General features: G+C 36.5%; 17 protein-coding genes. 10 read left to right on the forward strand and 7 right to left on the reverse strand.

Annotated features, from left to right (window positions below; all coding sequences use genetic code 11):
* The 10 genes from ruvC to Q2U82_RS06820 all read left to right on the forward strand — a co-directional run bounded on the left by ruvC (window position 1) and on the right by Q2U82_RS06820 (window position 8,623).
* Entirely contained in the window at window positions 1-561 is a 561-nt protein-coding gene (gene ruvC, locus Q2U82_RS06775) for a crossover junction endodeoxyribonuclease RuvC (RefSeq protein WP_410006928.1), read from the forward strand.
* A gap of 33 nt (window positions 562-594) precedes the next feature.
* The gene (gene hemW, locus Q2U82_RS06780) at window positions 595-1,725 is read left to right on the forward strand and encodes a radical SAM family heme chaperone HemW (protein WP_410006929.1); all 1,131 of its coding nucleotides are present in this window, start codon (window positions 595-597) and stop codon (window positions 1,723-1,725) included.
* Window positions 1,725-2,477, forward strand: a complete 753-nt coding sequence (locus Q2U82_RS06785; RefSeq protein WP_410006930.1) for a cyclase family protein — start codon at window positions 1,725-1,727, stop codon at window positions 2,475-2,477. The genes hemW and Q2U82_RS06785 overlap by 1 nt, the downstream gene beginning before the upstream one ends.
* Window positions 2,474-2,824, forward strand: a complete 351-nt coding sequence (locus tag Q2U82_RS06790; RefSeq protein WP_410006931.1) for a DUF4260 domain-containing protein — start codon at window positions 2,474-2,476, stop codon at window positions 2,822-2,824. Before Q2U82_RS06785 ends, Q2U82_RS06790 begins: the two co-directional genes overlap by 4 nt.
* Before the next feature lie 4 nt (window positions 2,825-2,828).
* The gene (locus tag Q2U82_RS06795) at window positions 2,829-3,443 is read left to right on the forward strand and encodes a DUF4230 domain-containing protein (protein ID WP_410006932.1); all 615 of its coding nucleotides are present in this window, start codon (window positions 2,829-2,831) and stop codon (window positions 3,441-3,443) included.
* A complete protein-coding gene (locus Q2U82_RS06800; protein WP_410006933.1) occupies window positions 3,440-4,369 on the forward strand; it encodes a transglutaminase domain-containing protein in 930 nt (309 codons plus the stop codon). Before Q2U82_RS06795 ends, Q2U82_RS06800 begins: the two co-directional genes overlap by 4 nt.
* Window positions 4,370-4,375: 6 nt before the next feature.
* Entirely contained in the window at window positions 4,376-4,735 is a 360-nt protein-coding gene (locus Q2U82_RS06805; RefSeq protein WP_410006934.1) for an MmcQ/YjbR family DNA-binding protein, read from the forward strand.
* A 16-nt stretch (window positions 4,736-4,751) separates the two neighbouring features.
* Entirely contained in the window at window positions 4,752-6,524 is a 1,773-nt protein-coding gene (locus Q2U82_RS06810) for a MutS-related protein (protein WP_410006935.1), read from the forward strand.
* 169 nt (window positions 6,525-6,693) lie between these two features.
* The gene (locus tag Q2U82_RS06815; protein ID WP_410006936.1) at window positions 6,694-7,518 is read left to right on the forward strand and encodes a hypothetical protein; all 825 of its coding nucleotides are present in this window, start codon (window positions 6,694-6,696) and stop codon (window positions 7,516-7,518) included.
* Window positions 7,519-7,627: 109 nt separating this feature from the next.
* The gene (locus Q2U82_RS06820) at window positions 7,628-8,623 is read left to right on the forward strand and encodes a metal-dependent hydrolase (protein WP_410006937.1); all 996 of its coding nucleotides are present in this window, start codon (window positions 7,628-7,630) and stop codon (window positions 8,621-8,623) included.
* Here the strand turns inward: Q2U82_RS06820 and Q2U82_RS06825 are convergent.
* From Q2U82_RS06825 to Q2U82_RS06855, 7 genes are all read right to left on the reverse strand, one after another.
* A complete protein-coding gene (locus tag Q2U82_RS06825) occupies window positions 8,620-9,048 on the reverse strand; it encodes a YybH family protein (RefSeq protein ID WP_410006938.1) in 429 nt (142 codons plus the stop codon). The genes Q2U82_RS06820 and Q2U82_RS06825 overlap by 4 nt on opposite strands.
* 44 nt (window positions 9,049-9,092) lie before the next feature.
* A complete protein-coding gene (locus Q2U82_RS06830; RefSeq protein WP_410006939.1) occupies window positions 9,093-12,095 on the reverse strand; it encodes an aminotransferase class III-fold pyridoxal phosphate-dependent enzyme in 3,003 nt (1,000 codons plus the stop codon).
* A gap of 150 nt (window positions 12,096-12,245) precedes the next feature.
* Window positions 12,246-13,346, reverse strand: coding sequence for a DUF4407 domain-containing protein (locus Q2U82_RS06835; RefSeq protein ID WP_410006940.1), 1,101 nt, complete (start codon window positions 13,344-13,346; stop codon window positions 12,246-12,248).
* A 180-nt stretch (window positions 13,347-13,526) separates the two neighbouring features.
* Window positions 13,527-13,916: a DUF1398 domain-containing protein gene (locus Q2U82_RS06840; RefSeq protein ID WP_410006941.1), complete on the reverse strand. Its 390-nt coding sequence runs from the start codon at window positions 13,914-13,916 to the stop codon at window positions 13,527-13,529.
* Between the two features lie 103 nt (window positions 13,917-14,019).
* Window positions 14,020-14,553: a DinB family protein gene (locus tag Q2U82_RS06845; protein WP_410006942.1), complete on the reverse strand. Its 534-nt coding sequence runs from the start codon at window positions 14,551-14,553 to the stop codon at window positions 14,020-14,022.
* 26 nt (window positions 14,554-14,579) lie between these two features.
* Window positions 14,580-15,626, reverse strand: a complete 1,047-nt coding sequence (locus Q2U82_RS06850; protein ID WP_410006943.1) for a two-component regulator propeller domain-containing protein — start codon at window positions 15,624-15,626, stop codon at window positions 14,580-14,582.
* 207 nt (window positions 15,627-15,833) lie between these two features.
* Entirely contained in the window at window positions 15,834-16,628 is a 795-nt protein-coding gene (locus Q2U82_RS06855) for a cation transporter (protein WP_410006944.1), read from the reverse strand.
* Window positions 16,629-16,757 lie beyond the last annotated feature (129 nt).

Genomic DNA, 16,757 nt, shown 5'->3' on the forward strand with positions numbered 1-16,757 from the left:
ATGGAAAACAAATTAGAAAAAATCATTTTAGGAATTGACCCCGGAACCACAATTATGGGTTTCGGCCTTATAAAAGTTGTGGGTAAACAAATGCAATTTATGCAATTGAACGAGCTTCAACTTAAAAAATATGACGACCACTACTTAAAATTGAAACTAATTTTTGAGCGTACGGTAGAACTTATAGACACTCACAACCCAGATGAAATTGCAATTGAAGCACCATTCTTTGGAAAAAACGTACAGTCTATGCTAAAGCTCGGGAGAGCACAAGGCGTGGCGATGGCCGCGGGACTATCCAGAGAAATTCCAATAACTGAATACTCGCCTAAAAAAATAAAAATGGCAATTACCGGCAACGGAAACGCAAGCAAAGAGCAGGTAGCTAAAATGCTGCAAAGTCTTTTAAGTTTAAAAGAACTTCCAAAAAATCTGGACAGTACCGACGGTTTGGCGGCTGCCGTTTGCCATTTTTACAATTCCGGAAAAATTGAGACCGGAAAAAGCTACACGGGTTGGGCAGCTTTTGTGAAGCAAAACGAATCAAAAATCATCAAATAATTCTGAATTCAAAATTCAGAATTCAGAATTAAAATGAGCGGAATTTATATCCACATCCCTTTTTGCAAGCAGGCGTGCCATTACTGCGATTTTCATTTTTCAACTTCTTTGAAGAAAAAAGACAAACTGATTGATGCACTTTGCAAAGAATTGGTTCTGCGAAAAGAAGAATTGAAAGATAAAGTTGAAACCATTTATTTTGGAGGAGGCACTCCAAGTCTTCTTTCTTCGGAAGAATTGCAGCAGATTTTTGAAGCTATCTATAAAAATTATACAGTTTCAGAAAATCCCGAAATTACCCTCGAAGCTAATCCCGATGATCTTTCAAATTCACAAATTCACAAATTCACAAATTCACAGATTAACCGTTTGAGCATAGGAGTCCAATCTTTTTTTGAAGAGGATTTAAAACTGATGAACCGCGCCCACAATGCTTCCGAAGCATTGGAATGTATAAAAGAAGCGAAGCAATATTTCAAAAACATCAGCATTGATTTGATTTATGGAATTCCTGGAATGACAAACAAACGCTGGAAAGAAAATCTTGAAGTTGCTTTAAAATTGGATGTTCCGCATCTTTCGTGTTATGCTTTGACCATTGAACCAAAAACTGCACTAAAAAAATTCATTGAAAAAGGAATTGTTCCACCGGTGGACGAAGATGTGGCAAAACAGCATTATGAAATTTTGCTTTCTGAAACCGAAAAAGCAGGATTGGAAAATTATGAGTTTTCAAATTTTGGAAAACCCGGCTTCCATTCGCATAATAATACCGCGTATTGGGAAGCTAAGCCGTATTTGGGCATTGGGCCATCTGCGCACAGCTATGATGGAAAATCGCGAAGTTGGAATGTGGCAAATAACACAAAATATATAAAAAGTATTGAAGAGGGAATACTCCCTTCTGAAGAAGAAATTCTTTCAAAAGAAGACATTTATAATGAATATATAATGACGGGATTACGGACTAAAAAGGGTGTTTCGTTAGAAAAAGTTAAAGATGAATTCGGGAAAGATTTTTTAGAATATCTTTTGAAACAAGCTAAAATTCATTTGCAGAATAAACTTTTAATCCAAGAAAATCAAACCCTGAAAATTTCAAAAAAAGGAAAGTTTTTGAGCGATGGCATTGCGGCAGATTTATTCTTAGTAAATTTAGATTGATGGAAACTCTCATTAAAATAAACAATCAGACTATAAAAGTCGATCTCTCCAAACCGCTAGATATTTCAATCCCCTTAAAGGCTTCGGAAGAAAATCCGTTAGCCTGGTACCAAAATAAACCGACAATTGAACCTGTAAAAATGGGCGAATGGACAGGCAAAGTTTCCGAAGGCGCTTCGGTAAATTTCAATAATGTTTTTTTCAATCCACATGCACACGGCACGCATACCGAGTGTTTAGGGCATATTTCAGAAGAATTTCATTCTGTAAACGAAGCTTTAAAAACCTTCTTTTTTTTAGCTGAAGTAATCTCTGTAACTCCCCAAAAAATTGGAGAAGACGAAATTATTTCCGAAGCAAGTATCAAGAAAGCATTAAACGGTTGCACGCCTGAAGCAGTAGTAATTAGAACACTTCCAAACAATTCAGAAAAAGAATCAAAACATTGGTCAGATACCAATTGGCCATTTCTTCACGAAAAAGCGGCTTTGTTTTTACAAAATATCGGTGTGAAACATTTGTTGATTGATCTTCCTTCGGTTGATAAAGAAATGGATGAAGGCAAACTTTTGGCGCACAAAGCTTTTTGGGATTTTCCCGAAAACCCGCGTCACGATTGCACAATTACAGAATTAATTTACGTTCCAGACCCAATAAAAGATGGAAGCTATTTACTTAATCTTCAAATTGCATCTTTTCACAATGATGCTTCGCCGAGCAAGCCTGTTCTCTATAAAATTTATGAATTATGAAAGCAACTCTAAAAATTGAAGAATTAGCACAGTTTATTTTGGGAATCTTTCTCTTTTCACAATTGAATTATGCGTGGTGGTGGTTTCCTGCATTATTGCTTACGCCAGATATTGGAATGATTGGATATATAATAAACGCAAAAATTGGCGCTTTCACGTACAATGTTTTTCATCACAAAGCAATTGCCATTGCCATTGGTTTTTCAGGATTTTATTTAAACAATTCACTGTTAATTTTAATAGGCGTAATTTTGTTCTCACACGCATCCTTTGACCGGATTTTTGGTTATGGATTGAAATATCCAGATGGTTTTAAGAATACACATCTGGGAAGCATTGGAAAATAATATTATGGAATATCTATTTATAGGCTTGGCCGTTGGAGCTATTTTGGCTTACTTTCTTTTTGCACGCTTTGGTGGTGGAAAAAAAGAAAAAGTAAACACGCAGTCTGTTATTTTGATGGAAAAAATTAGAAGTGTGTGTAAGTTCATCACTGTGGAAGGTGATTTTTCTGAAATTTTCCACTATGAAAATGTGAAAGATAAATGGCTGAGTTTGCTTTTGGGGAAAAAGAAAGCCTTGGTTTTAATTGAAGCTAAAGCGCACATTGGTTTCGACCTTACTAAAGTGAAGATGCGGGCCGACACAAAAAATAAAACTATTTTTTTAACAAATTTTCCTCAACCCGAATTGCTCACGATCGAAACCGATTTTAAATATTATAATAAAAAGGAAGGATGGGCAAATCCTTTCACGGCCAAAGATTTGACAGAAATAAACCAAGAGGCTAAAAAACATATTGTAGATAAAATTCCAGAAAGTGGCTTGTTGAATGAAGCTTCAAAACAGGCTTTGGAAACCATTCAGCTAATGGAGAAATTGGTAGAAACCATTAATTGGAAGCTTGACTATTCCGCTTTGGAAGTGCAAGAAAGCCCAAAGAAAATTGCTTTAAAAAAATGAAACTGTTAGTTCTTTTTTTCAGTTTTTTGAGCATATCGGCATTTGCCCAAGATTATGAAAGGGTGGATGCCATCATTTCAATGTATCCAAACACTTTTGACAATCCAGAAAAACTTTCAAAATTTATTGCCCGCGACTTTACTTCTGAAGATGATAGGGTTAGGGCAATCTATACTTGGATCATCCAAAACATTGCCTACAATCCCGATGAATACAAACAGTTTGATTACACATTTACAAACTATCGCGAACGAAACGAAAAGGATGAGAAATTACGCGCCAAAATCATTCAGAGAACCCTCCAAAAACGTGTTGCAGTCTGTGAAGGATATGCCATGCTTTTTGAAAAATTGTGTGAGCAACAGGGGATAAAAAATTATTTGGTTCGTGGCGATATCAAGTCAAACTTTCCAGATATAGGAAGGCCTTTTAAGCGAATTCATATGTGGAATGTTGCCACTATTGGCGGCAAGCCTTATCTTTTTGATGCCACTTGGGGAGCTGGAAAATACAATGGCAAATTTATTAAGGAACCAAGCTATTTTTATTATAAAACGCCACCGGAACTTTTTATGAAAACGCATTATCCAGATATGTTCGAGGATGCCTTTTCAGATGTAAAAATCAGTAGGGAACAATTTTCTGAGCTACCATTGATTATTGAAAAAAATCTGTTGCCAAATGATATTGAATTCCCAACAAAAGGGTTGCTTTATGAAGACGCATATTTTGATGAAATTTTATTTACAATCAAAAATATAAACCCTGAAAAAATTTCATATTCTTATGGGTCCGAAACAATTTCCATTGATGAAATTGAACGGGAAGAAAGCAGAATAAAATTTAATGTGCCTTTAACCATTGGGGCAAAAACATTGCTAGTCTATTTTGACGGAAAACCTGCTTTGGGCTATAAAATAAACTGAACCATTATGAACATTGAAGAATTCAGAAATTATTGCATTTCAAAAAAGGGAGTTACAGAATCTTTTCCTTTTGATGAAAAAACGCTGGTCTTTAAGGTGATGGGCAAAATGTTTGCGCTTACGGGCTTGGAATATAATCCAGCCCAAGCCAATCTGAAATGTGATCCGGAAAGATCTATCGAGCTTCGGGAAGCATATGACGGATTGATTAATCCAGGTTACCATATGAGTAAAGTGCATTGGAATACTGTGGAATTGGAAAAAAATATACCTCACGAATTGATTTTGGAACTAATTGACCATTCTTATGATTTGGTTGTAAATAGCCTCACTAAAAAGCTTCAAGCGGAACTTGCTTCGCTTTAAAATAAAAAAAAACTAAATGAACAACGCTTCCGATTTTTACAAATTACAGATTGAAATCCATTCTGAGGAACTGCAAAAAATAAAGCAAAAACTTGTAGTTTCAAGTACTATTAGGCTTGTGGTGTTTTTGCTGGCGTGTTTTGGTGTATATTTTTTCTTCGGAAATGCAAAAATTGTAATTGCTGTTATCGTATTGGCAATAGCAGCATTTGTTTATTTGGTTTCGAAACACAGCGGTCTGCAATACAACCGTGATTTGAAAAAGAAGTTGATAGAACAAAATGAAACTGAACTTGACGTTTTGAACCGTATTTTCCATCATTTGCCCTCTGGCGAAAAGTATAAAGATCCGCTCCATTTTTACAGTCAGGATATCGATCTTTTTGGGCGCGGTTCTTTCTTTCAATATTTGAATAGAACCGCATTGGAAAGTGGCTCAGATTTTTTGGCGAAAATTTTCACGGAAAACAAAATTGATTCTATTCCAATTAAGCAAAAAGCAATCACAGAACTTTCAGGAATGCCCAAATGGCGGCAGCAGTTTTCAGCAATTGCTTCATTGGTGAAAACAGAAGTTTCTGCAACCGAAGTAGCCAAATGGCTGAAAGATTATAAAACTTTTGTCCCAAAATGGATAAAACCGGTTTCCTTAGTTTTTTCAATAATTTCCGTTGGATTAATTGTATTTAACTATCTGGGTTTGGTTTCTGGTTACGCCGTTGCGGGATGGTTCTTTTTAGGGCTTGGAATTACAGGAAAATATTTAAAAAAGGTAAACAATCTTTCTTCACACACCTCAAAAATACAAAGCACTTTTGAACAATTTCAAAAGCTAATTTTAGAAATTGAAAAAGAGGATTTTACTTCAAAATTGCTTTCTGAAAAAAGAAGTTTAGTTCTCGGTTCTAGCACAAAAGCATCTGCCGTTTTAAAGAAATTTGCCAAACATTTGGATGCCTTGGACCAACGGAGCAATATGTTAATTGGTGTTATAGCCAACGGATTTATGCTTCGCGATCTTCGCCAAAGTTATAGTATTGAAAAATGGATTGAAATGCATAAAGAAAGTGTTCCTGTTTGGTTTGAAGTCATCACTTTTTTTGATGCCTATAACAGTTTGGGGAATTTTGGTTTCAACCATTCTAAATATGTTTTTCCGAAAATAAATAGCGATGTTCCAGTTCTAAAAGTGAAAGGCGCCGGGCATCCGTTATTGAAGGAAACAACGATGGTTCGAAATGATTTTCAGATAAATTCCGAAGAATTCTTTATTGTTACTGGCGCAAATATGGCAGGGAAAAGTACTTTTTTAAGAACTGTTTCACTTCAAATTGTAATGGGCAATATGGGCTTGCCTGTTTGTGCCGAAAAAGCTGAATATAATCCTATAAAGCTCATAACAAGTATGCGGACCACCGATAGTTTAACAGATGATGAATCCTACTTTTTCAGCGAATTAAAACGTTTGAAATTTATTGTTGATGAAATAAAAACCGACCGTTATTTCATTATTCTCGATGAAATCTTGAAAGGAACAAATAGCACGGATAAAGCAATTGGCTCCAGAAAATTTGTTGAAAAACTTGTTGCCAGCAATTCCACGGGAATTATTGCAACCCACGATTTAAGCCTTTGTGTAGCTGCGGAAGAATTGCCTGAAGTGAAAAACTATTTCTTCGATGCACGGATTGAAAATGATGAACTCTTTTTCGACTACACTTTCAAACCCGGAATCTGCCAAAATATGAACGCATCCTTTCTACTGAAAAAAATGCAAATTGTGGATTGATTTCTATAATTATCACAAAAACAGCTTTTTATAATTATTTTTTTATTACTTTTAAAACAGTTTTATACCTCATAAACTCTTCATTTTAGTTTTTCACTCTCCTCGGCTTGCCCCAAAGTTATAATAGTAATCAATTTTAATTTTTATACTAATTTAATTTTATGGGATTATGAAAACAACCACCAACCTTAAGTTTATTGCAATAGCATCAATAATGTTGCTGTTGAATTTTAGCATTTTCGCACAAAATGAAGCGAACCGTCCAAAATACATTTCAGTCACAACCATGCATTGGAATATGGATAAAGAAGATTTCAGCATGGATGCTTGGAAGGCTTTAGAAAAGCAGTATTTACAAAAAGTGACAAGCAAAAATCAATACATTATCTCTGCTTCCTATTACACGCACCTTTTTACTCCAGACAACTCCGAAGTGATTTATGTGCAGACCTATCCATCTTGGGAAGCAATGGACAAAGCGGCTGAAAGAAATAGTGAATTGGAAAAACTAGCCTGGCCCGATGAAAATGCTAGAAATGCATTTTTTAAGAAACTTGACGATAATTTTTCGGTTAAGCATTCTGATGAAATTTATGCTCCCATAGATGGAGCTATGCTATTGCCGCAGGACAATAATAAAGATTTAGTGATGTATGTTCGAAAAACGTATTTCACATTTCCTGAAGATGGTTCTGAAAAGGAATTTAAGGAGATGCACGCAGAAAATGTTGCAAAAGTCATTTCAAAAAATCCATATATAAAAGGTTACTACCCCAATGTTCATGCGTGGGGAAGTGATAAAACTGAATTCGTGGAAGCCTTCTTTGTGGATTCTTTGTGCGACATGGAAAAAATGTTCAATAAAAATGGCGAATTGATTGGCCAAGCTTGGCCAGGAGATTCCGGAAAAGAAAGAGGAAAAAAATGGGGCAAATATTTCACAGGTGTGCACGGGGATGCTGCATATACCTTAGTGGCAGAACTTTCAAAATAGAAATTCAAAAGTTATAATTTTCAGAAAAGGATGTTTTAAAAAAAGCATCCTTTTTTTATACCCAATAAGAATGTATTTTCGCTGCCTAGCTGTTGTAAATTAGCTTTTAATGGATTCAGTAACACAAATTGTTTTGGGTGCCGCCGTTGGCGAAGCGGTCTTGGGCAAAAAAATTGGCAATAAAGCAATGCTTTTGGGCGCAATAGCTGGAACTATCCCAGATTTGGATGTCATTGCAAACTATTTTACCGATACCGTTTCTGCTTTGGAAATCCATCGCGGATTTACGCACTCCATTGTTTTCGCGGTTGTTTTCGGATTGCTTTTTGGGTGGCTGCTCTCACTTTGGGATAAACGTGCCAGTTTAAAGGAATGGTGGTGGTTTTGGTTTCTGTGCTTCGTAACGCACCCTTTGCTTGATGCCCATACAACTTGGGGCACGCAGCTTTTTTGGCCCTTTGATCTTCGGTTGGCTTATAAGAATATTTTCGTGATTGATCCGCTTTATACTTTGCCATTTTTGGTCTTTCTACTTTTGGCGATGTTTCAAAAAAGAGGATGCATCAAAAGGCGAAGATTCAATAATTTGGGTTTAATAGTTAGCAGTGTTTATATGTTGCTGACTTTGGTTTTTAAAGGAATTACATATCAGAAATTTGTAAATGCACTTGCAGAACAAAAGATTGATTATATAGCCATTGAAACTAAACCCAGCCCATTGAACACCATTTTATGGGCTGCAAATGTGAAAACTGAAGATTCTTTTTTAATTGGTGATTATTCCTTTTTTGATAGTAAACCAATCCAATTTTCTTCGCATCCAAAAAACCACGATGCTTTGGGAGACTTTGCCGAAGAAGATAAAGTTAAAAGGCTTGTAAAAATTACTAATGGTTGGTACACGGTTACGGAAAGGCCCGATGGAATCTATTTAAACGATCTGCGTTTTGGGATGATGAGCGTTGATCCAAATTCAGAAAAATTCGCTTTTAGTTTTCTTATTGAAAAAACTGGAAACGAAGTAACGGTCACGGAAGAAGAGAAAAATACTCGTGAAGCCGGAAAACTGCTTTCAGCTCTTTGGGAACGGATTAAGGGAAATTAGCAACTTAAATCTGCAATAACCTTCCATTCACCTTCAATTTTCCTGAAGATAATTAGGAAAACCCCGTTTGCATTTCCAGCATCCCGAACCAAATGGAATTGGCCCATCATATAATAAGCACCTTCCTCAATTTTGGTAATTGCATCAATTGTAAAGGAAAGATTTCCCGTTTCTGCTTTGGTGGGATAGCCTTTTTTGTAGTTGTCCAACGTATTTTGCCAGCCGTGTGTGATGCCTCTGCTGCCGTAAAATTTTAGGGAATCGCTTTTCCAATATCCTTGCATAAAACCTTCAAGATCGTTTTGGTTCCAAGCGTTTTCCTGTGTTTTTAATACCGAAAGGATGGCTTTTTTGTCTGCTGCTTCAGTTTGTGCGACAACATTTAAAGTTGCGATTAAACAGAAAAGTAAAAGTAATTTTTTCATAATATGTCATTCCGAATTTATAGTGGAATCCGTTTAAAGTTAGTTTAAAATTTCATCATAAAATCCTCCGCAAAAACAGTTTTCAGTCTAAAGATAAGTTCTTCTGCATTCTCTTTGCTGAAAACCATCGGCGGTTTTATTTTTAAAACGTTGTGGTCCGGACCGTCAATGCTCATCAAAATACCGAGCTGTTTCATTCTGTTTGCCAAATAGGAAGCGTGTTCGGGCAACGGATTTTTTTCTGAATCATTTAATTCAAAACCCAAAAACAAACCTTCGCCGCGCACGTCGCCGATGATTGGAAATTGTTTTTGAAGAGCTTTTAATTCAGCCATTAAAAAACCTCCAACTCTTAGCGCATTCTCTTGCAAACCTTCTTCTTCAACAACCTCCAAAACAGTTCGGCCAATGGCGCAGGAAACAGGATTGCCGCCAAAGGTGTTGAAGTATTCCATTCCCGTGTTGAATTTTTCCGCCACTTCTTTTGTGCATGCAACAATGGCAAGTGGATGCCCGTTGCCGGCTGGCTTGCCCATTGTTACAATATCTGGCTGAACATCATAAAGTTCAAATGCCCAAAAAGTTTTGCCCATGCGTCCGAAACCTGTTTGCACTTCATCGGCAATGCAGATTCCGCCAGCTTCGTGAACGTGTTTATAAACTTCTTTGAAATAGTTTTTCGGGGGAACAATCTGTCCGCCACAACTCACCATACTTTCCCCAATAAAACCTGCAATTTCTTTTCCTACAGCTTTTAAATTTTGAATGATTTCCTTTGCGTGATTTGCATAATCAATTCCGCAATTTTCAGAAGTATATTTTCCTCGGAAGGAATCCGGAAGCGGAAGAATGTGTGTTGTTTCAGGCTTTGGGAAACCGCCTTTGCCTTCAAATTTATAGGAACTCACATCCATCACCGCGTTTGTATTGCCATGGTAGCCAACTTCTATAGCCAAAATATCTTTATTTCCTGTAACGGTTTTTGCCATTCGCAACGCAAGCTCGTTGGCCTCGCTGCCAGAATTCACAAAGTGGATTACTAATAAATGAGGCGGTAATTTTTTCAATAAATCTTCTGCATATCTAATTATTTCTTCGTGTAAATAGCGTGTGTTAGTATTTAAAACCGCCATTTGTTTCTGTCCAGCGGCAACAACTTTTGGGTGTTGATGGCCCACATGGTTTACGTTGTTTACGGTATCCAAATATTTTTTACCGTTAGCGTCAATCAAATAAAGGCCTTCGCCGCGGACTATGTGCAGCGGTTTTTCATAGGAAAGGCTCAACCCTTTCCCAAGGTGTTCTTTTCTGAAATTGATCATTTTTTCAGAAGATTGAACGTATTTTGTTTTAAGGTTATCTATTTTGAAAAGCTGATTCGGGTCTGGACAAATGCCGCTCCAAACGGACAATTGGTTAAAATAGGTTACGCCCGGAAAATCAATTTTATAATCGAGCATTGAGAGCATAATTTGAAAATGAAGATGTGGCGCCCAAACACCGTTTTCGTTTTCATCTCCCAAATAGCCAATACAATCTCCTTTTTTTAAATGAGTTCCTTCGGAAATAGTTGAGATACTCTTTAGGGAAAGATGTCCATAAAGCGTGAAAAATTCCAAAGCCCCAAAAGTGTGTTTTAAAATGATCAATCCGCCGTATTCTTTGTAGCCTTCATCGTTTACGGCGGTTACTACTGTTCCGTCAAACAATGCGTGGACGGGCGTTTCTGCTGGCAGCCAAAAATCAATTCCCAAATGGATCGTTCTGCTTTCGGGGCCGTTATTTCCTTCTTTGCCATAGGAGGAAGCCGTGTAAAGTGGGCGTGGTTCGCAATAGCCGCCAGCAATTATTTGTGATGGATTCTCCTTTTGAAGTTGTTCAATTTTAAACTGGAACAAATCGAGATTGTTGAAATCATTTTTGTTGCCAATCCAAGTACTTGCAGGGCTTAAATCTAGCAAATGGATTTCGTTTTTGGCAATTGTTGGGAACAATTCTGAAAGCTGAAAGGTATTTTTGGAGGCCCAAGTTTCAAATTTTTTTGCTTGTGGATGAGTTTCCATTCCGCAGGCATTTCGGAAAGCATAAGTGGCGAAATCCTCATTCACATTAAACCATTTCTTCAGCAAATCCCACGCAGGTTTTTCGCTGATTACATAATAATTGTCGTTGGGAAATTCCTCTTTTTTAAGTGAAGCGTTCGTAACGGTTGTAACGAGGCGCATTCCAACCAAAGTGTAAAGACAATCCAGTTCGTTTTCTGAAAATTTGTAGTGTTTGTTGTAGCCCTTTATAACCTCCAAAGCTGCAGGGAGCGGATCGGGGAGATCCATTATGGCATAAGCCAAAACAATGGCGAGGTCATTGACGGTCTGGGTGAAAACTGCATCGCCAAAATCAATCAATCCTTTGACTTTTGGATTGCTTCGGTTTTTGGAGACCAAAATGTTGTAATCGTTTACATCGCTGTGCACAATGCTTTTTGGAAGTGTTTTATAATTGGTTTTAATTTCTTCAAAACGGTTGTGAAAGTATTGAATAATCTCTTTTTCTTTCCCCGAAAACCGATTTATATATTTTAAAGTCCACACTGAATTTGCCAAATCCCAATCCAGTTTTCGGTGCGCGGCGGGATGTTCAAAATCTTGAAGCGCCATTGTCAAACTTCCGGCGGCATCGCCCAAACTATTTCTTAAATTTTCGGTTTTTGGGTTTATCGTTGCCCAAAGCCTGCCGGGAAGCCAGGTCAATACTCTTGCGGTTTTATTTTTTTGATGGGAAGTAAGAGAATTTCCTTTTTTATTTGGAACAACTTCGGAAAGGGAAACATCAAGCTTTTTTTCTGAAAGGTGTTTTAGGATTTGAACTTGAAAATCCAGCTGTTCATTATCCTTTTCCGAAGAAATTTTTAAGAGAAACTTTACACCAGAGGCTGTTTTCAGTAAAAAGTTTTCATCAACATAACCGTCAAGTTTGGATGTTTTGGCTGAAATGTTATAATGGTCTTGAGCTATTTTTGATGCTTGGTCGGGGGTGGTTTTACGCATAGTGTTCTGAGGATAATTCTATAACAATATTACTGAAAATTCAGCATTTGAGCCATTTCCCTCTCCGTCTTTTTGAACTGCATTCTCAATTCAAAAAACTCTTCCCTCTAACAGGGGAGGAGTTTTTTGGATTTTGATAAATATTTGAAGTTATAAAACGCTTTTCTGTTTTTTATAAAAGGCATCTGCCTGCATTTGCATAAGCTCTCTTGCCTTTTTTCGCTTGTAATCGTATAGTTCTTGTTCTTCGGCTATATCTGCGTACACTCTGTTGTTTATGTCGCGGTCTGTGGTTACAAGTACATCACGTTGTGTTTTCTGTTGGACAACCCAAGACTTTAATGCGCTTTCCTGTTCTTCCAACTTTAAATCATAAGCGCCTTTTGGGGAAAGGAGTTTGGCTAAAATGGGGGATGTTTCTATGGCAAGAAAGAGCAAAAAGATAAATAGGGAAGGCAACCACGGCAGTTTGTTTAACGCATTTATACGCGCCATCAAACCATCAAAACCATCAATGATTGGTTGGGTGTCTGCGACTTTTGTTTTGTATTCTGTGGCTAAGGTTGCTATTTGTGCTTCGGCTGCGGTTATCTTTTCTGCGTTTGTTTTCTTTAGTTCAGCCAATGCGGCGAGTTCGGCGTCGTGTTTTTCGCGTTTTTCTTTGTAAACTGGGCCTTTGCCCAATTTTTGTGTCCCGGCAGTGCCTTCAGCTTCTGAAATGTAGGTGTCATAAAGGGCATTTACTTCGGCTTCTTTGGTAGCTATTTCGCTTTTTAGCCTTTCAATTTCAGTTTCCAGGGCTTTTACGGAAGGTGTGTATTGCAGTGCCAATTGGTCTTTGTTGGCGAGGGTCATTTCATTTTTCTCTGTGAGCAAAACCTGATTGATTTCCTTTTCGAAAATCTTCATTTCCAAGGGTTTTGAGATGACTATGGCGATGATTATTGCCAAAGCGATCCGTGGTGAGGCTTGAATCAATTCATCAAAAAAACTGTTTCTTTTTTTGATGGTTGAAACGATGAATCTATCGAGGTTGAAGATGAGCAACCCCCAAATGGTTCCGAAGAAAATGGCGGTGTAATAATTGTCAAAGACGGTGTAGAGGGCATAAGCGGCGGCGATGGTGGCCATAACGGCGGTAAAGAAAACGGTGGCGCCAATGCCGGCGTATTTTGTGCGTTCTCCGGGGGAACATTCGTCTAGGATGGCGGTGTCTGCGCCGGAGCAGAAGATGAAAAAGCGTTGTAACATAGGTTTTTTAGATTGATGAGTCTATATAACGCTATTTCTTTCAGATTGTTACAGATCAATTAACATTTATCAATTAGCAATGAAGAATTTTTAAACCCCAAAACTGTCACATTTAATGCAATCGAAGTGTCTATTTCCTTTTCGCAAATTTCTTTTGGCGGTAAGTCCTATGATATAAACTTATTGAGGAATGTTTTCTACTAAAATACTGTTGCCCGCTTTGTCATAATAAATACACTTCATTTCGTTCAGGTTTACGTACCATTTTTCAATTCCTGTTTCTGCGCAGTGATTGCAGAAGGTTTGGTAATCGGTTTGGCCTTGTTGGTGTATTTTTAAATAGTTTTTAAATTGTTCTTTGTTGCTTGAAGTTGCAATTTCCAGGGCTTCATACATTGGGGCCGATGCTGTTTGAAAATTATTTACTCCAAAATAAACGGTGTGGCTGTCTATTACCCACGTTTCAAAAGCGGTAACGCCAAGCGCTTTAATTTCCTGAATGTATTTTGGAAAGTCTGCGCCTGATTTTACTTTGTTGTGGGCTTCTTTTATTTGGGTGATTGTAAACATATTTGTTTATTTAAATGTTATCCCAAAAATAATATCAAAAATAATAAAGAAAAAGGTTGTTTTTCACTTCAGTTCTTTGTTAACCATTGTTTTATCTTTATTTTCAATTATATAAAACCCTTTTCAGCATTGCTATTTGTCCATTATGCCAACTTTGATGATGTGAAAGCCATTTTAATGCCTCATATTTTGTTTTAACTGACGGATTTGGAATTACGGTATTCTCGTTTAAATTATTTTCTGTCAGTTTATTCAAGTTCTCCAAGATCAATGATATTGTATATTCATATATTTTAGATAACTCCATTTGATTTGGTTTTTCATTTATAAAATCAGTTGGATTTGATTTTGGGCCATAAAATTTGATATAGTCGGGAATGTTTATTTTCTCTCTTAATTCTTCATTTGCTCCTGAAATTGAAGCAATTCCGTGAAGATAATTCGCTAAAATAATATGCCCTATTTGCCAATTTAAGTTTGTGTTTAAAACTTCAGGCGTTTCTAGCCATTTTTCAGCCGAGAAGTCAGCAATTAATTTGTCAGTTTTTTCTTTTGTTGAAGAAATTTGTTCTTTTATAATATTTATTTTCATGTTTAGTTTACTGTTCTTTCCGGGTTGATATTTACTAATTGTCATTGTTAGTTACAGCTTTTTTTCATTCATTATTTTGCAAATTTTTCAAATGCTATTCCATTGAATTTATATGCTCCGTTTTCGTGTGTTCCAAGCCAAAGGTCACCATTGTTGTCTTTGTAAATGCTGAATAAAGTAATGTCTTTTGCATTATCTTGAACTTTATAATGAGTAATTTTCGTTCCATCGTATTTCCAAACTCCATTACGATAGGTAACAAACCACAAATTGTTATTGTTGTCTCTTACTGTTGATAGATACTCGTCCAAATCACTGTCATTTTTCCCGTCTAAACCACCTATGCTTTCGTGTCTTGTGTAAAATTTATTGTTTTTTAAGGTTGTACTGTCATAAACACTATAACGATATTCGGTATTGAACCAAAAGTCTCCATTTTTATCTTCCGTAATTGAACGCACTCCGTTTGCACCTTCATCGCGAAATTCTGTCACATCTTCTTCTGTAATCCATTTAAATGATTTTCCATCGTATCGACAAACTCCAACAGGGTTTGTGCCAAACCAAATGTTTCCATTCTTGTCTTTATAAATGCTGTAGATTCCAAAAGGGTTAGGGAGGTTTGGTGGCTTCGGCAACTGCAATTCATATAAAGTAATACCATCATACCGATATACTTTATTCTCAAATTCATAAGAATGTCTAAACCACAAATCATCTGTTTGAAGCTTCCAATCATTACTGGGTATTGCGGTTAATGTAGTAAAAGTATCTCCATCAAACTTAATAATTGTTGAATTGGGGTGACAGCTATTAAAATATATGTTGCCAAATTTATCTTCTTTAATTTCGTCAATTCTGTTGTTTGGTAAACCGTGCTTTGTTGTGAAATTAGTGAATGTTTTTCCATCAAATCTATACACTCCTGTCTCCCAACTTCCGAACCAATAAATATCATCCTTGTCTTGATGAATAACCATTATATTACTGCCAAGTTCTTTTGCCGTATCGCCATTTGTAAATTGGTCAGTCTTTTTTAATTTATTAGATGTCTGTCCATTGCACGATATCAACAGAGTTAAAAAAATATTTAGAAATAAAAGTATGTTTAACTTCATTGTGGTCTGTTTGATGGTTAAAGTGTCTTTATAGAGTTACGGCTAACGTTTTTTGCATATAAAAAATAATCCAGAAAAAAGGTAGTTTCGTTTCGGTTAGGCACAATCCGAATTTAATAATTTAACAGCTTCGCAAACAAGTCCAATCCTTTAGGAAAGCCTGTAATAGCGATGTTTTATAAAAGTTTTTTAAGTAGTCATTTTCGCTCACTTACTCAATTTCAATATCCGAAACGCTCCTTGAATTACCAACGCAAAAACTATTGTTCCGATAATCAAATCAGGTTTACTTGAACTCAAATAATTTACTAAAATCCCTGCTGTTATTACTCCTAAATTTATAATCACATCATTCGAGGTGAAAATCATACTTGCTTTCATATGTGCCTCTTCTTTGCTTTTTGACTTTTGCAAAATGTAAAGACAAATTCCGTTTGCTATAAGTGCAAAAATTGAAACGATAATCATTGTCGAAAAATCGGGAAGCTTCTCGTCTCCGAAAAATCTTCTAAGCACTTCTACAAATCCAATAATCGCAAGTATTATTTGAAAATATCCAGCAAGTTTGGCAATTCTCTTTTTCTTAATCAGTGTTCCTCCAACCGCAAACAAGCTAATTCCGTAAACGAAACTGTCCGCAAGCATATCCAAACTGTCGGCAACAAGTCCCATTGATTTTGAGATAACTCCTGTTGTCATTTCGATTATGAAAAAAGCAAAATTTATTGCAAGTACAGACCAAAGTAGCTTTTTTTGATTTTCGTTTTCTTTAAATTCCGTTTGGTCGGTTTGTTCCGTTGAGATTTTCTTTCCGCCTAAATTAAGTTCGATAACTGACTTTTCGATTTGGTCAATTTCTCCACTGTGAAAAACAGTCAATTTTCTATTTGGAATATCAAAGTCCAGATTTGCTATACTCGAAATTCCGTCCAATTTCATTCGGATTAGATTTTCCTCTGAAGGACAGTCCATTTTTGTAATTTCAAATATTGTTTTATTCACTCGGTTTCTGGGTTTTTAGCATTGCTAATAGCTAGTATATATCATCGTGCAATTTATTTCTCCTGTTCTTGCTAATATACAAATTTACCCTTTCCCTAATACCTCATTAGTGCTGCCGTCTTAGTTTTT

This window comes from Aequorivita nionensis (assembly GCF_046352995.1).
In the GTDB taxonomy this organism is placed as follows: domain Bacteria; phylum Bacteroidota; class Bacteroidia; order Flavobacteriales; family Flavobacteriaceae; genus Aequorivita; species Aequorivita nionensis.

Excerpts from the sequence above, each read along its gene's own strand:
- ruvC (WP_410006928.1), top strand. The coding sequence starts at position 1 with ATGGAAAACAAATTAGAAAAAATCATTTTAGGAATTGACCCCGGAACC.
- hemW (WP_410006929.1), top strand. The coding sequence starts at position 595 with ATGAGCGGAATTTATATCCACATCCCTTTTTGCAAGCAGGCGTGCCAT.
- Q2U82_RS06785 (WP_410006930.1), top strand. The coding sequence starts at position 1,725 with ATGGAAACTCTCATTAAAATAAACAATCAGACTATAAAAGTCGATCTC.
- Q2U82_RS06790 (WP_410006931.1), top strand. The coding sequence starts at position 2,474 with ATGAAAGCAACTCTAAAAATTGAAGAATTAGCACAGTTTATTTTGGGA.
- Q2U82_RS06795 (WP_410006932.1), top strand. The coding sequence starts at position 2,829 with ATGGAATATCTATTTATAGGCTTGGCCGTTGGAGCTATTTTGGCTTAC.
- Q2U82_RS06800 (WP_410006933.1), top strand. The coding sequence starts at position 3,440 with ATGAAACTGTTAGTTCTTTTTTTCAGTTTTTTGAGCATATCGGCATTT.
- Q2U82_RS06805 (WP_410006934.1), top strand. The coding sequence starts at position 4,376 with ATGAACATTGAAGAATTCAGAAATTATTGCATTTCAAAAAAGGGAGTT.
- Q2U82_RS06810 (WP_410006935.1), top strand. The coding sequence starts at position 4,752 with ATGAACAACGCTTCCGATTTTTACAAATTACAGATTGAAATCCATTCT.
- Q2U82_RS06815 (WP_410006936.1), top strand. The coding sequence starts at position 6,694 with ATGAAAACAACCACCAACCTTAAGTTTATTGCAATAGCATCAATAATG.
- Q2U82_RS06820 (WP_410006937.1), top strand. The coding sequence starts at position 7,628 with ATGGATTCAGTAACACAAATTGTTTTGGGTGCCGCCGTTGGCGAAGCG.
- Q2U82_RS06825 (WP_410006938.1), bottom strand. The coding sequence starts at position 9,048 with ATGAAAAAATTACTTTTACTTTTCTGTTTAATCGCAACTTTAAATGTT.
- Q2U82_RS06830 (WP_410006939.1), bottom strand. The coding sequence starts at position 12,095 with ATGCGTAAAACCACCCCCGACCAAGCATCAAAAATAGCTCAAGACCAT.
- Q2U82_RS06835 (WP_410006940.1), bottom strand. The coding sequence starts at position 13,346 with ATGTTACAACGCTTTTTCATCTTCTGCTCCGGCGCAGACACCGCCATC.
- Q2U82_RS06840 (WP_410006941.1), bottom strand. The coding sequence starts at position 13,916 with ATGTTTACAATCACCCAAATAAAAGAAGCCCACAACAAAGTAAAATCA.
- Q2U82_RS06845 (WP_410006942.1), bottom strand. The coding sequence starts at position 14,553 with ATGACAATTAGTAAATATCAACCCGGAAAGAACAGTAAACTAAACATG.
- Q2U82_RS06850 (WP_410006943.1), bottom strand. The coding sequence starts at position 15,626 with ATGAAGTTAAACATACTTTTATTTCTAAATATTTTTTTAACTCTGTTG.